The organism is Bacillus sp. Marseille-P3661, assembly GCF_900240995.1.
GTDB lineage: Bacteria > Bacillota > Bacilli > Bacillales > Bacillaceae_J > OESV01.
Genome location: NZ_LT965959.1, coordinates 32021 through 46643, shown reverse-complemented (window position 1 = coordinate 46643; position 14623 = coordinate 32021). Strand labels below are relative to the sequence as shown.

Sequence of the window (14623 nt, the reverse complement as noted above, 5' to 3'; positions counted from 1 at the left end):
ATTATACTTCTTTAACTGTTATAAGATGAGCAACCTTGTTGATCATACCACGGATTGCTGCATTATCCTCTTGAACAACAGTTTGATGTATTTTACGTAAACCTAATGTTTGCACAGTAGCTCTTTGGTCTTGCGGGCGACCAATAACACTGCGTTTGAGGGTGATTTCAAGTTTGTTAGCCATTATTTTCCCTCCTTATCCTAACAGTTCTTCTACCGTTTTTCCACGTAACTTCGCTACATCGTTAGCACGCTTAAGATCTTTTAATCCCTCAATAGTAGCACGTACCATATTGATTGGAGTATTTGATCCTAGTGATTTAGAAAGGATATCGTTTATGCCACCTAATTCAAGTACTGCACGAACAGGTCCACCTGCGATAACTCCTGTACCTTCTGAAGCAGGCTTTAATAATACGCTACCTGCACCAAAGTTTCCTGTTACTTGATGTGGAATAGTTGTTCCAACGATTGGTATATTAATTAAGTTTTTCTTAGCATCTTCAATTGCTTTACGAATCGCGTCTGGAACTTCTTGTGCTTTACCAGTTCCGAAACCTACATGACCATTTTTATCACCTACAACTACTAATGCAGCGAAGCGAAAACGACGACCACCTTTAACAACTTTAGCTACACGGTTAACAGTAACTACGCGTTCTTCAAGCTCCAACTTATTTGGATCAATACGCATCAATTTCCCTCCCTTAACAATTAGAATTCAAGTCCATTTTCACGAGCAGAGTCAGCTAATGCTTTGATTCTTCCGTGATATAAATATCCTCCACGATCAAATACGACCGATTTAACACCTTTTTCAACAGCACGTTTAGCAACTAGTTCGCCAACTTTTTGAGCTGCATCGATATTTCCTGTAGATTCAAGATTTAATTCTTTTTCTACTGTAGATGCACTTGCAATCGTAACTTGATTTACATCATCGATTAATTGAGCATAAATATGCTGGTTAGAACGGTACACGTTTAAACGAGGACGCTCAGGAGTACCAGTTAATTTAGAACGAACACGACCATGTCTCTTTTTGCGTACAGCATTTTTATCAGCTTTAATAATCATGTGATTCACTCCTTTCTTCTTACTTTAAGAAGCGTTATTTCTTCGCAGTTTTACCTTCTTTACGGCGTACAAACTCGCCTTCATAACGAATACCTTTACCTTTATAAGGCTCAGGCGGACGTACATCACGAATGTTTGCAGCAATTGCACCAACGCGTTCTTTATCTATACCTTTTACAATAACCTTTGTATTAGATGGTACTTCGATTTCGATACCTTCTTCAGGTTCAATTTCAACAGGATGAGAGTAACCAACATTAAGTACAAGCTTAGATCCTGATTTAGTTGCGCGGTAACCGACACCAATTAATTCAAGTCCTCTTGTATAACCGTTTGTTACACCTTCAACCATATTTCCGATAATACTACGAGTAGTACCGTGTAATGAGCGGTGCTCTTTATTATCAGAAGGACGTTCAACTACTAGAGTATTGTCCTCAACTTTAATATTCATATCTGGGTGAAAAGCACGAGTTAATTCACCTTTTGGTCCTTTAACTGTTAATACATTTTCATCTAGAGTAATAGTTACACCTTGTGGTAATTCAAGTGGTAATCTACCAATACGAGACATCTATTACACCTCCATTCATTAAAAAGAATCTTACCAAACGTATGCTAGGATTTCTCCACCAATTTGTTTTGCACGAGCATCTTTATCAGTCACAACACCGTTAGATGTTGAAACAATCGCGATACCTAAACCGTTAAGTACTCTTGGTACTTCGTTAGCTTTTGCATAAACGCGTAATCCAGGCTTACTAATACGTTTCAAACCAGTAATAACGCGCTCGTTATTTGCCCCGTATTTTAGGAAGATACGGATAATACCTTGCTTGTTATCTTCGATATATTCAACGTCACGAACGAAACCTTCGCGCTTAAGGATTTCAGCGATATCCTTTTTAAGTTTTGATGCAGGTACTTCTAACTTCTCGTGACGAACCATATTCGCATTACGGATGCGAGTAAGCATATCTGCAATTGGATCAGTCATAACCATATTATTTACCTCCTTCCCATCTTAAGGGTTTACCAACTTGCTTTTTTAACACCAGGGATTTGACCTGCGTACGCTAATTCACGGAAACAAATACGGCAAAGTTTGAATTTGCGAATTACCGAATGCGGACGTCCACAACGCTCACAACGAGTATAATTCTGAACAGCAAACTTATGCTCGCGCTTTTGCTTGGCGATCATTGATTTTTTGGCCACAAATTTCCCTCCTCTTTTATTACTTTTGGAACGGCATGCCCATTTGAGTTAATAACTCACGAGCTTCTTCATCAGTGTTAGCAGTAGTAACAATAACGATGTCCATACCACGCACTTTTGTAACTTTATCGTAATCAATTTCAGGGAAAATTAACTGTTCTTTAATACCTAAAGTATAGTTACCACGGCCATCGAATGATTTCTTAGATACACCTCTGAAGTCACGTACACGAGGAAGTGAAACAGAAACTAATTTATCTAGGAATTCATACATGCGCTCTCCACGTAGGGTAACTTTCGCACCGATTGGCATACCTTCACGAAGTCTGAAACCAGCAATTGATTTCTTCGCTCTAGTAACAACAGGTTTTTGACCTGAAATAGTTGCTAATTCTTCTACAGCATTATCTAATGCTTTAGAGTTTTGTACAGCATCACCTACACCCATATTTACAACGACCTTTTCGATCTTAGGTGCTTGCATTACTGAACTATAATTAAATTTGCTCATAAGAGCAGGAACAACTGTTGAATTATATTTTTCTCTTAGGCGATTCATGGAATGGACCTCCTTTCTTTATAGAACTATTTATCTAGAACTTCACCTGATTTTTTTGCAATACGTACTTTTTTTCCATCTATAACTTTGTAACCTACACGTGTAGGAGCGCCAGTCTTTGGATCGATTGGCATTACATTTGATACATGAATAGGTGCCTCATGGCTCATGATTCCACCCTGAGGATTCGCTTGGGATGGTTTTGAATGCTTTTTAATAACATTTACACCTTCCACTAGGACGCGGTCCTTTTTTGGGAACGCTTCAAGGATAACACCTTGTTTGCCCTTATCTTTACCAGAGATCACTTGTACTTTATCACCTTTTTTTACATGCATCTTATCGACACCTCCTTCAAGGCAAAAAATAAGATCTTATATTACTTCTGGAGCTAATGATACGATTTTCATAAAGTTTCTTTCACGTAGTTCACGTGCAACTGGTCCAAATATACGAGTACCACGTGGACTCTTGTCTTCACGGATAATTACACAAGCATTTTCATCAAAACGAATATATGAACCATCAGCACGGCGTGCACCACTCTTAGTGCGGACGATAACAGCTTTAACTACATCACCCTTTTTAACAACGCCCCCTGGTGTTGCTTGCTTAACCGTACAAACAATTACATCACCGATATTAGCTGTTCGTTTACCTGAGCCGCCAAGTACTTTAATAGTTAAAACTTCGCGTGCGCCAGAGTTGTCAGCAACTTTTAAGCGAGATTCCTGTTGGATCATCGTTTAGTACCTCCTTTCGGAATACAATTAAATCCGAACTTTATATTAAATGATAACTGCTTCTTCTACTACTTCAACTAGACGGAAACGTTTAGTAGCTGAAAGTGGACGTGTTTCCATAATTTTAACAACGTCACCGATTTTAGCTTGGTTGTTTTCATCATGAACTTTATATTTCTTTGAATATTTTACGCGTTTACCGTATAGTGAATGTTTTTTGTAAGTTTCAACTAATACAGTAATCGTCTTATCCATCTTATCGGAAACAACACGACCTACATATACCTTACGTTGGTTGCGTTCACTCATTTACGCTACCTCCTCTCGATTATCGATTGTTAACACCAAGTTCTCTTTCGCGAATAATCGTCTTCATACGTGCGATTGACTTGCGTACCTCACGAATTCGAGCAGTGTTTTCTAATTGACCAGTCGCAAGCTGGAAACGAAGGTTAAATAATTCTTCTTTTAAAGTTTTAACTTTTTGTTCTACTTCGGCAGTGGTTAAATCACGGATTTCATTAGCCTTCATTGTTTTCACCACCAATTTCTTCGCGTTTTACAAACTTACACTTAACAGGTAACTTATGAGCAGCTAAGCGTAATGCTTCGCGAGCTACTTCTTCAGAAACACCTGAGATTTCGAACATTACTTTTCCTGGTTTTACTACTGCTACCCATCCTTCAGGAGCACCTTTACCAGAACCCATCCGTACTTCTAATGGTTTAGCAGTAAATGGCTTAGATGGGAAGATTTTGATCCAAACTTTACCGCCACGTTTCATATAACGAGTCATAGCACGACGTGCAGCCTCGATTTGACGGTTTGAGATCCATGAAGCTTCTAAAGATTGTAAACCGAATTCACCAAAGTGTACTTCAGTACCACCTTTTGCACGGCCACGCATATTTCCACGATGTTCTCTGCGGTATTTAACGCGTTTTGGTAATAACATTATTGGTTTCCTCCTTCCTCATCTTTCGCTCTTTTCTTAGTAGGAAGAACTTCACCACGATAGATCCATACTTTAACACCAAGCTTACCATATGTTGTGTCAGCTTCTGCAGTACCGTAATCGATGTCTGCACGTAATGTATGAAGAGGTACAGTTCCTTCACTATAATGTTCAGAACGAGCGATATCAGCTCCGCCTAGACGACCAGAAACCATTGTTCTGATACCCTGTGCACCAGCACGCATAGCACGTTGGATTGCTTGTTTTTGTGCACGACGGAATGAAACACGATTTTCTAATTGACGAGCAATATTTTCAGCAACAAGAACTGCATCGATATCAGCTTTCTTAACTTCGATAATGTTAATATGAACACGCTTTTGAGTTAGTTCATTTAACGCTTTGCGAAGAGCTTCAACCTCTGTACCACCTTTACCAATTACCATTCCTGGCTTAGCAGTGTGAACAGCAATGTTAACGCGGTTAGCTGCACGTTCGATTTCTACTTTAGATACCGCAGCATCAGATAATCGCTTATTTATATATTCACGAATTTTAATATCTTCATGTAATAAATCTGCATAATCTTTACCAGCGAACCATCTTGATTCCCAATCACGGATTATACCAACACGAAGACCGTTAGGATTTACTTTTTGACCCACTACTTATCCCTCCTTACTTTTCAGATACCACTACAGTGATGTGGCTAGTACGCTTATTGATAGAGCTTGCACGACCCATTGCGCGCGGACGGAATCTCTTAAGAGTTGGACCCTCATCAACAAACGCTTGTGAAATTACTAGATTGTTTACATCCATTTCATAGTTGTGTTCAGCGTTAGCAACAGCTGATTTCAATACTTTTTCAATAATTGGAGAAGCTGCTTTTGGTGTATGGCGAAGAATAGCGATCGCTTCACCTACTTGCTTTCCTCGGATTAAATCCATCACAATACGTGCTTTACGAGGAGCAATACGAACAGTTCTCGCAACTGATTTAGCTTGCTTTGTTTCCATTCAAGTACCTCCTCTCAATTAACGTCTTGTTTTCTTATCGTCATCTGCATGACCTTTATAAGTACGAGTAGGAGCAAATTCGCCTAACTTGTGACCTACCATATCTTCTGTAACGAATACAGGAACATGCTTACGGCCATCATAGACAGCGATAGTGTGCCCAATAAACTCAGGGAAAATTGTTGAACGACGAGACCAAGTTTTGACTACTTGTTTTTTGTTGCCTTCGTTAAGAACTTCAACCTTTTTCATCAAATGATCATCAACAAATGGTCCTTTTTTCAAGCTACGACCCATGTATTACCCTCCCTTCGTGACTGCGCTACGGCTCGATTGAACCGCAGTACAATCCCGTTATTTTTTGCGACGACGTACAATAAACTTGTCAGAAGCTTTGTTCTTCTTACGAGTTTTATATCCAAGTGTTGGTTTACCCCATGGAGTCATTGGAGACTTACGTCCGATTGGAGCTTTACCTTCACCACCACCGTGTGGATGGTCATTCGGGTTCATTACAGATCCACGAACAGTTGGGCGCTTGCCTAACCAACGAGAACGACCTGCTTTACCGATTTTTACTAATTCGTGTTCTAGGTTACCAACTTGACCAACAGTTGCACGGCAAGTTCCTAGGATTTGACGAACTTCACCAGAAGTTAAACGTACTAATACGTATTTACCTTCTTTACCTAATACTTGAGCTTCAGAACCAGCAGAGCGAACTAATTGTCCACCGCGTCCAGGCTTAAGTTCAATATTATGAATTACTGTACCAACAGGGATATTTACTAAAGGTAATGCATTACCTACCTTAATATCAGCGTCAGCTCCTGAGAAAATTTCAGTTCCAACTTTTAAACCCTTTGGTGCAAGAATATAACGTTTTTCACCATCTACATAGTTAATTAACGCGATGTTCGCAGAACGGTTCGGATCATATTCAATCGTAGCAACGCGTCCTGGTATTCCATCTTTGTCACGCTTAAAATCGATTACACGATATTGGCGTTTATGTCCGCCACCTTGATGACGTGTTGTAATTTTACCCTGGTTATTACGTCCACCTTTTCTGTGCAAAGGTGCTAATAGTGATTTTTCTGGTTTATCAGTAGTGATTTCAGCAAAATCTAATACTGACATACCACGTCGACCATTTGACGTAGGGTTATACTTTTTAATCGCCATTAGGGATTCCCTCCTTCACAATAAATTAAACTTCAAAGAATTCTAGTTCTTTACTATCAGCAGTTAATTTAACGATTGCCTTTTTACGCTTTGGAGTAGTACCAGAATAACGGCCTACACGCTTAAATCTACCTTGATAGTTTTGAATGTTTACTTTTTCAACTTTAACACCGAAGATTTCTTCGATTGCGGTTTTAACCTCAGTTTTATTCGCCTTCGTTGAAACTTCAAAAGTGTACTTTTTATCAGCCATTAATTCTGTTGAACGTTCAGTAATTACAGGGCGCTTAATAATATCACGAGGATCTTTCATTATGCAAGCACCTCCCCTACTTTTTCAGCTGCTTCTTTAGTAATGACTAACTTATTATGATTAAGGACATCTAATACGTTAACACCGTTCGCGTTCACTACTGTTACGCCAGGGATGTTACGTGCAGATAATTCCACAGCAGAATCAGTTTCAGATGTTACTACAAGGACTTTCTTATCTAGTGAAAGTGCACTTAACACCTTTACCATTTCTTTAGTCTTTGGAGCATCTAAAACTAAATTTTCTAGTACTAAAATATCATTATCTAATACTTTAGATGATAAAGCAGATTTAATAGCTAAGCGACGTACTTTTTTAGGAAGTTTGAAAGAATAACTTCTTGGCGTTGGACCAAATACGATACCTCCACCTCTCCATTGTGGAGAACGAATTGAACCTTGACGAGCACGTCCAGTTCCTTTTTGGCGCCATGGCTTTCTTCCACCACCGCGTACTTCAGAACGATTTTTTACAGCGTGTGTTCCTTGACGTCTTGAGGCTTGTTGCATAACAACAGCATCATACAAAACACTTTCATTAGGCTCTACACCGAAAACCGCATCAGCAAGTTCGATCTCACCAACTTGTGAGCCTGTTTGATTATAAAGTGCTACTTTAGGCATCTAATTTCCTCCTTTCCGAACGATTATTTGTTACCTTTAACCGCACTAAGAATTTTTACATAGCTCTTTTTAGCGCCAGGTACATTACCTTTTACTAAAAGAATATTACGTTCTGCATCAACTTTTACGATTTCTAGATTTTGAACAGTAATTTGCTCGCCACCCATACGTCCTGGTAACATTTTACCCTTGAATACGCGGTTTGGAGCTACTGGACCCATTGATCCAGGACGACGATGATAACGAGAACCGTGACTCATTGGTCCACGTGATTGATTGTGACGTTTGATTGAACCTTGGAAACCTTTACCTTTAGATGTTCCAGTTACGTCAACAACTTCGCCTTCCGTAAAAATATCAACTTTGACTTCTTGACCAATTTCATATTCCCCAGCGTTCACATTGCGGATTTCACGTACGAAGCGCTTAGGAGTAGTGTTTGCTTTTGTTGCATGACCTTGTTCAGGTTTGTTCGCACGAACAGCCTTTTTGTCAGCAAAACCTATTTGAATTGACTCATATCCATCAGTTTCAACTGATTTCTTTTGCAATAAAACGTTTGGCTCAGCTTGAATCACAGTTACCGGGATTAATTCGCCGTTTTCTGAGAAAACTTGAGTCATACCAATTTTTCTTCCTAAGATTCCTTTGGTCATTAGTCACACCTCCTGAATTTATATCTTATTTTATTTAAAATTAAAGTTTAATTTCAATATCTACACCAGATGGTAAATCTAATCTCATTAATGAATCAACAGTTTGTGGTGTTGGATTCACAATATCGATTAAACGCTTGTGTGTGCGCATCTCGAATTGTTCACGAGAGTCCTTATATTTGTGGACAGCACGTAAGATTGTATAAATTGATTTTTCTGTCGGTAACGGGATTGGACCACTTACAGTAGCACCCGAACGCTTTGCAGTATCAACAATCTTTTCGGCAGATTGATCAAGAATCCTGTGATCATACGCCTTTAATCGAATACGAATTTTTTCTTTTGCCATTATTTTCCCTCCTTTTCGCCCATTTTTAAATAGACATACTCCGCGAAAATTTCCCACACATCCGCCATGGCAATGGGGCCGGGTGTGTCGGCAACCTTCCGCATCATAGCTGTAAAGACCAACATTCACTATTATATAAAATAATATTCATGAATGCAAGTTAAAATATAAATAATATTTTCTTTAAAGCACTTTTATTATTATACATACACATAAGCATACTTGCAACAGTTCAATAAATTGTTTAAATATTAAATTGATTTAGCAGCGAATGTATTGAATGTTTCTTTTGGACGGAAATTGGCGGGGTTGGCTTATATATTTAGTTATAAGTGAGTGCGTCCTTAACTAAGAATGAATAACCAGTTGATAGTCGTCCCTTTACACATATTTTGAGCTTTTGCGGTAATGTTTAAGAATGCACTTGTTCCTTTATTCGCTTTAATTTTTTTACAGTAGGAACTTTTATAGTTCAATTGCTCTCATAAATATTATAATAACCTACCTACGGGGACATTTAATCCGTATTCGTTCCCATAAACCTAATTTTAGCCTTGCGACGGGCACGATTAGTCCGTATTCCTTCCCATAAATTCAATTTTAGCCTTACGATGGGCTCGATTAGTCCGTATTCGTTCCCATAAACCTAATTTTAGTCTTACTTCGGGCTCGATTAGTCCGTATTCGTTCCCATATATTCAATTTTAGCCTTACGACGGGCTCGATTAGTCCGTATTCCTTCCCATATATTCAATTTTAGCCTTACGACGGGCACGATTAATCCGTATTCGTTCCCATATACCTAATTTTAGTCTTACTTCGGGCACAATTAGTCCGTATTCGTTCCCATATACCTAATTTTAGTCTTACTTCGGGCTCGATTAGTCCTTATTCGTTCCCATAAGCCCAATCTTAGCCTTACTTCCTGCTCGATTAGTCCGTATTCGTTCCCATATACCTAATTTTAGTCTTACTTCGGGCTCGATTAGTCCGTATTCGTTCCCATAAATTCAATTTTAGCCTTACCTCGGGCTCGATTAGTCCGTATTCGTTCCCATAAGCCCAATCTTAGCCTTACCTCGGGCTCGATTAGTCCGTATTCGTTCCCATAAATTCAATTTTAGCCTTACGACGGGCACGATTAGTCCGTATTCGTTCCCATATACCTAATTTTAGTCTTACTTCGGGCACGATTAGTCCGTATTCGTTCCCATAAATTCAATTTTAAGCCTTACGATGGGCACGATTAGACCGCATTCGTTCCCATAAAACCAATTTTAGTCTCACGACGGGCACGTTTAATCTGTATTCGTTCCCATATACCCAATTTTAGACTTACACCGGGCACGATTAGTCCGTATTCGTTCCCATAATCGCATAAGAACAACACCTAACAGGAATGATTAGACTCAAACCGGATTATAGAGGCAAAAAAAGTAAAGATACTTCCACTAATTGTTCCTACATACAGAAACCGGGACTTCCCCCGGTAACGAATAGGTTAGGATATTACCGCAACCATAAACGCATATAAAATGCATCAATGTTACCTCGTTATCTATTAAATCCAGTTACATCAACTATCTAAAGCCATCCATATTCTGATAATGTAAAAATAAATATACTATTAATCACAATAGACTTATTCCGATCTTGGCGGTTCACCTATATTCCCTACTTTTGCGGTGACATATATATAGAAGAAACATGAAATGATCTGGAGATTTTATATTAGACTGGGGCTCTATATTAAGAATTCAATCGGGGCGATACTCTCAATGTACATTTAAGCATCGGTTACGACCAGTAACAGTAGTCACGTTGTATTTTTGATACCAGCATTTCCTTTGTTCCGACGCTAAGTCGAATGAACACCGGATTACTGGGGCGGCGCGTTGATGTAGTATAAAAAATACTCCCCTGTGTTATCTACATCTTTGCTATATTAGAAATCCAAGCTAAAAAAACAGGCAGCATAATATGCTACCTGTTTTATATTAAAATAGATTATTCAGTAATAGTCGCAACTACTCCAGCGCCTACTGTACGGCCACCTTCACGAATTGAGAACTTAGTTCCTTCTTCGATTGCAACTGTAGTGATAAGTTCAACTGTCATTTCAATGTTATCGCCAGGCATAACCATTTCAGTACCTTCTGGTAACTTGATGATTCCAGTTACATCAGTTGTACGGAAATAGAATTGCGGACGGTAGTTTGTGAAGAATGGAGTATGACGTCCACCTTCTTCTTTTGAAAGAACATAAACTTCAGCTTTAAAAGTTTTGTGAGGTGTAATTGAACCTGGCTTAGCAAGTACTTGTCCACGTTGAATTTCTTCACGTGCTACACCACGTAGTAACGCACCGATGTTGTCTCCAGCTTCAGCATAGTCAAGAAGCTTACGGAACATTTCTACACCAGTTACAGTTGTGCTCTTAGCTTCTTCAGCAAGACCAACGATTTCTACTACGTCACCAACTTTTACTACACCACGCTCAACGCGTCCTGTAGCAACTGTTCCACGACCTGTGATTGAGAATACATCCTCAACTGGCATCATAAATGGCTTTTCAGTGTCACGTTGTGGATTTGGAATATACTCATCAACAGCAGCCATTAATTCAATGATCTTTTCTTCCCATGCAGCATCTCCTTCAAGAGCTTTAAGAGCAGAACCCTTGATTACTGGTACATCATCACCAGGGAAATCATATTCAGAAAGTAAGTCACGAACTTCCATTTCTACTAATTCAAGTAATTCTTCGTCGTCTACCATATCACACTTGTTCATGAATACTACAAGGTGAGGTACACCAACTTGGCGTGATAATAAGATATGCTCACGAGTTTGTGGCATTGGACCATCAGTAGCAGATACTACTAAGATACCGCCGTCCATTTGAGCAGCACCAGTGATCATGTTCTTAACATAGTCAGCATGTCCTGGGCAGTCAACGTGTGCATAGTGACGGTTGTCAGTTTCATACTCAACGTGTGCAGTTGAGATAGTGATACCGCGCTCGCGCTCTTCAGGAGCACCATCGATTTGATCATAAGCCATTGCAGTACCTTTACCAGATCTTTTTGCAAGAACTGAAGTGATTGCAGCAGTTAAAGTTGTTTTACCATGGTCAACGTGTCCAATTGTACCAATATTAGCATGTGGTTTTGAACGGTCAAATTTTTCTTTACCCATCAGAGATTTCCTCCTTATAATTATCTAAATTATTTACTTTTATATATGTAAGGGGCGGGAATCCAAAAGAATTCCCACTTCCCAACTTACAATAAAAATGTTTTAAATGCAAGAGTAGGTGAATTACTCTCCTACGTTCTTTTTAATTATTTCTTCAGCAATTGATTTTGGTACTTCTTCATAGTGATCAAAGTGCATAGAATAAGTACCACGGCCTTGTGTATTTGAACGAAGTGCTGTTGCATATCCGAACATTTCAGAAAGTGGAACCATTGCGCGAACAACTTGTGCATTACCGCGAGCTTCCATACCTTCAACACGACCACGACGAGATGTAACGTCACCCATAATATCGCCCATGTATTCTTCTGGAACTACAACTTCAACTTTCATCATTGGCTCTAGAAGGGCTGGTTGACATTTTGTTTTTGAATTTTTAAGTGCCATAGATGCTGCGATTTTAAATGCCATTTCGTTTGAATCGACATCATGGTATGAACCATCAAAAAGTGTTGCTTTAACATCGATTAAAGGATAACCAGCAAGAACACCATTTTGCATAGCATCTTCAAGACCAGATTGGATAGCCGGAATGTATTCACGTGGAACTACACCACCGACAATACCATTCACAAATTCAAAACCTTTTCCTTCTTCATTAGGTTCGAAACGAATCCAAACATGTCCATATTGTCCACGTCCACCTGACTGACGTACAAACTTACCTTCAACTTCAGCACTTTGACGTAGTGTTTCACGGTACGATACCTGTGGAGCACCAACGTTAGCTTCAACTTTGAATTCGCGTCTCATACGGTCAACGATAATATCTAAGTGAAGCTCACCCATACCAGAGATGATAGTTTGTCCTGTTTCAGGATTAGTTTCAGTACGGAAAGTTGGATCTTCTTCAGCTAACTTTTGTAAAGCGATACCCATCTTATCTTGGTCTGCTTTAGATTTTGGTTCAACTGAAAGTGAGATAACTGGCTCTGGGAACTCCATAGATTCTAAGATTACTGCATTCTTTTCATCACATAGTGTATCACCAGTAGTTGTATCTTTTAAACCTACTGCAGCCGCGATATCCCCTGCATATACTTGCGGGATTTCTTCACGGTGGTTAGCGTGCATTTGAAGGATACGTCCTACACGCTCACGCTTACCTTTTGTAGAGTTTAATACATATGATCCAGAATTTAAGATACCTGAATATACACGGAAGAATGTTAACTTACCAACATATGGGTCAGTCATAACTTTAAATGCTAACGCTGCGAAAGGACCTTCATCGCTAGATTCACGAGTTACTTCTTCTTCTGAATCAGGTAATACACCTTTAATTGCAGGAACATCTGTTGGAGCTGGTAAGTAATCTAATACTGCATCCAACATCTTTTGTACACCTTTGTTTTTAAATGCAGAACCACAGATAACTGGATAGAATTCTACATTTACAGTTCCTTTACGAATAGCAGCTTTAAGCTCTTCATTAGTAAGTTCTTCACCTTCTAAGTACTTAAGCATAAGCTCTTCGTCAAGTTCAGAAACTGCTTCAACTAATTTAGCACGGTATTCTTCAGCTAATTCCTTCATATCTTCAGGAATTTCTGTTTCTACCATATCTGTTCCTAAATCATTTGTATACATAGTTGCCTTCATTTCAATTAGGTCCACGATACCGTTGAATTCATCTTCAGCACCGATAGGTAATTGAATTGGGTGTGCGTTTGCACCAAGGCGATCGTGGATAGTCTTTACTGAATATAAGAAATCAGCACCGATTTTATCCATTTTGTTTACGAATACCACGCGTGGTACACCGTAAGTAGTTGCTTGACGCCAAACAGTTTCTGTTTGAGGCTCTACACCAGATTGTGCATCTAGTACAGCTACTGCACCATCTAATACACGAAGTGAACGTTCAACTTCAACAGTGAAGTCTACGTGTCCTGGAGTATCGATGATGTTAACACGGTGACCCTTCCATTGTGCAGTTGTTGCAGCGGAAGTGATCGTGATACCACGTTCTTGTTCTTGTTCCATCCAGTCCATTTGTGAAGCACCTTCATGTGTTTCACCAATTTTGTGAATACGACCAGTGTAATAAAGAACCCGTTCTGTTGTTGTTGTTTTACCAGCATCAATATGTGCCATGATACCAATATTTCGAGTTTTATCTAAGGAGAACTCTCTTGCCATTTTATTTCTCCTTCCTTTTTAGGGAATGAATTATTGTTTATTTTACCAACGATAGTGTGCAAACGCTTTGTTAGCTTCTGCCATTTTGTGTGTATCTTCACGTTTCTTAACAGATGCACCAGTGTTATTAGCTGCATCTAAGATTTCATTAGCTAGACGTTCTTCCATTGTTTTCTCTCCGCGAGAACGAGAATATTGTACTAACCAACGTAGTCCTAAAGTTGTACGACGCTCCGGACGAACTTCAACCGGTACTTGGTAGTTTGCACCACCAACACGACGAGCACGTACTTCAAGTACTGGCATAATGTTCTTAATAGCTTGTTCGAAAACTTCCATTGGATCATTGCCAGTGCGATCTTTGATGATACCAAATGCATTATATAGGATAGTTTGAGCTTTACCTCTCTTACCATCGATCATGATTTGGTTGATTAAACGTGTAATTAACTTTGAATTGTAAATTGGATCAGGTAATACATCTCTACGGGCAACAGGGCCTTTACGTGGCATATGATACCCTC

The 14623-nt window shown here is 39.2% G+C and carries 23 protein-coding genes; all 23 read right to left on the bottom strand.

Annotation, left to right across the window (positions count from 1 at the left end; translation table 11 throughout):
* Position 1: 1 nt before the first annotated feature.
* The 23 genes from rpmD to rpsG all read right to left on the bottom strand — a co-directional run bounded on the left by rpmD (position 2) and on the right by rpsG (position 14612).
* Complete coding sequence (rpmD, locus tag C1724_RS24110) at positions 2-184, bottom strand: 50S ribosomal protein L30 (RefSeq protein ID WP_102349444.1); 183 nt, start codon at positions 182-184, stop codon at positions 2-4.
* Positions 185-196: 12 nt separating this feature from the next.
* Entirely contained in the window at positions 197-697 is a 501-nt protein-coding gene (rpsE, locus tag C1724_RS24105; protein WP_102349442.1) for a 30S ribosomal protein S5, read from the bottom strand.
* A gap of 17 nt (positions 698-714) precedes the next feature.
* Positions 715-1077, bottom strand: a complete 363-nt coding sequence (rplR, locus tag C1724_RS24100) for a 50S ribosomal protein L18 (RefSeq protein WP_102349440.1) — start codon at positions 1075-1077, stop codon at positions 715-717.
* Between the two features lie 34 nt (positions 1078-1111).
* Entirely contained in the window at positions 1112-1651 is a 540-nt protein-coding gene (rplF, locus tag C1724_RS24095; RefSeq protein ID WP_102349438.1) for a 50S ribosomal protein L6, read from the bottom strand.
* 30 nt (positions 1652-1681) lie between these two features.
* Positions 1682-2080 carry a 30S ribosomal protein S8 gene (rpsH, locus tag C1724_RS24090; protein WP_102349436.1) on the bottom strand — a complete coding sequence of 133 codons (399 nt, stop codon included), beginning with the start codon at positions 2078-2080 and terminating at the stop codon, positions 1682-1684.
* A 29-nt stretch (positions 2081-2109) separates the two neighbouring features.
* On the bottom strand, positions 2110-2295 hold the full coding sequence (locus tag C1724_RS24085; RefSeq protein ID WP_102349434.1) for a type Z 30S ribosomal protein S14: 186 nt from the start codon (positions 2293-2295) through the stop codon (positions 2110-2112).
* Positions 2296-2314: 19 nt separating this feature from the next.
* Entirely contained in the window at positions 2315-2854 is a 540-nt protein-coding gene (rplE, locus tag C1724_RS24080) for a 50S ribosomal protein L5 (protein WP_102349432.1), read from the bottom strand.
* 26 nt (positions 2855-2880) lie between these two features.
* Positions 2881-3192, bottom strand: coding sequence for a 50S ribosomal protein L24 (rplX, locus tag C1724_RS24075; protein ID WP_102349430.1), 312 nt, complete (start codon positions 3190-3192; stop codon positions 2881-2883).
* A 36-nt stretch (positions 3193-3228) separates the two neighbouring features.
* Entirely contained in the window at positions 3229-3597 is a 369-nt protein-coding gene (gene rplN, locus C1724_RS24070; protein WP_102349428.1) for a 50S ribosomal protein L14, read from the bottom strand.
* A 45-nt stretch (positions 3598-3642) separates the two neighbouring features.
* Complete coding sequence (gene rpsQ, locus C1724_RS24065; RefSeq protein ID WP_102349427.1) at positions 3643-3906, bottom strand: 30S ribosomal protein S17; 264 nt, start codon at positions 3904-3906, stop codon at positions 3643-3645.
* 19 nt (positions 3907-3925) lie between these two features.
* Positions 3926-4129: a 50S ribosomal protein L29 gene (rpmC, locus tag C1724_RS24060; RefSeq protein WP_102349425.1), complete on the bottom strand. Its 204-nt coding sequence runs from the start codon at positions 4127-4129 to the stop codon at positions 3926-3928.
* Positions 4119-4553, bottom strand: coding sequence for a 50S ribosomal protein L16 (gene rplP / locus C1724_RS24055; RefSeq protein ID WP_102349423.1), 435 nt, complete (start codon positions 4551-4553; stop codon positions 4119-4121). The genes rpmC and rplP overlap by 11 nt, the downstream gene beginning before the upstream one ends.
* Complete coding sequence (rpsC, locus tag C1724_RS24050) at positions 4553-5218, bottom strand: 30S ribosomal protein S3 (RefSeq protein ID WP_102349421.1); 666 nt, start codon at positions 5216-5218, stop codon at positions 4553-4555. Before rpsC ends, rplP begins: the two co-directional genes overlap by 1 nt.
* A gap of 13 nt (positions 5219-5231) precedes the next feature.
* Entirely contained in the window at positions 5232-5573 is a 342-nt protein-coding gene (rplV, locus tag C1724_RS24045; RefSeq protein ID WP_102349419.1) for a 50S ribosomal protein L22, read from the bottom strand.
* Between the two features lie 18 nt (positions 5574-5591).
* Positions 5592-5870 (bottom strand): 30S ribosomal protein S19, encoded by a 279-nt coding sequence (gene rpsS / locus C1724_RS24040; protein ID WP_102349418.1) that lies wholly within the window; start codon positions 5868-5870, stop codon positions 5592-5594.
* Positions 5871-5927: 57 nt separating this feature from the next.
* A complete protein-coding gene (gene rplB / locus C1724_RS24035; protein ID WP_102349416.1) occupies positions 5928-6758 on the bottom strand; it encodes a 50S ribosomal protein L2 in 831 nt (276 codons plus the stop codon).
* Positions 6759-6783: 25 nt separating this feature from the next.
* A complete protein-coding gene (gene rplW, locus C1724_RS24030; RefSeq protein ID WP_102349414.1) occupies positions 6784-7071 on the bottom strand; it encodes a 50S ribosomal protein L23 in 288 nt (95 codons plus the stop codon).
* Positions 7071-7694 carry a 50S ribosomal protein L4 gene (gene rplD, locus C1724_RS24025; RefSeq protein ID WP_102349413.1) on the bottom strand — a complete coding sequence of 208 codons (624 nt, stop codon included), beginning with the start codon at positions 7692-7694 and terminating at the stop codon, positions 7071-7073. The genes rplW and rplD overlap by 1 nt, the downstream gene beginning before the upstream one ends.
* A gap of 23 nt (positions 7695-7717) precedes the next feature.
* The gene (gene rplC, locus C1724_RS24020) at positions 7718-8350 is read right to left on the bottom strand and encodes a 50S ribosomal protein L3 (RefSeq protein ID WP_102349411.1); all 633 of its coding nucleotides are present in this window, start codon (positions 8348-8350) and stop codon (positions 7718-7720) included.
* A 40-nt stretch (positions 8351-8390) separates the two neighbouring features.
* Entirely contained in the window at positions 8391-8699 is a 309-nt protein-coding gene (gene rpsJ, locus C1724_RS24015) for a 30S ribosomal protein S10 (RefSeq protein WP_102349409.1), read from the bottom strand.
* 2007 nt (positions 8700-10706) lie between these two features.
* A complete protein-coding gene (gene tuf, locus C1724_RS24010; RefSeq protein WP_102349407.1) occupies positions 10707-11897 on the bottom strand; it encodes an elongation factor Tu in 1191 nt (396 codons plus the stop codon).
* Positions 11898-12020: 123 nt separating this feature from the next.
* A complete protein-coding gene (gene fusA / locus C1724_RS24005; RefSeq protein WP_102349405.1) occupies positions 12021-14099 on the bottom strand; it encodes an elongation factor G in 2079 nt (692 codons plus the stop codon).
* A 42-nt stretch (positions 14100-14141) separates the two neighbouring features.
* Positions 14142-14612 (bottom strand): 30S ribosomal protein S7, encoded by a 471-nt coding sequence (gene rpsG, locus C1724_RS24000; RefSeq protein WP_102349403.1) that lies wholly within the window; start codon positions 14610-14612, stop codon positions 14142-14144.
* Positions 14613-14623: the final 11 nt, after the last annotated feature.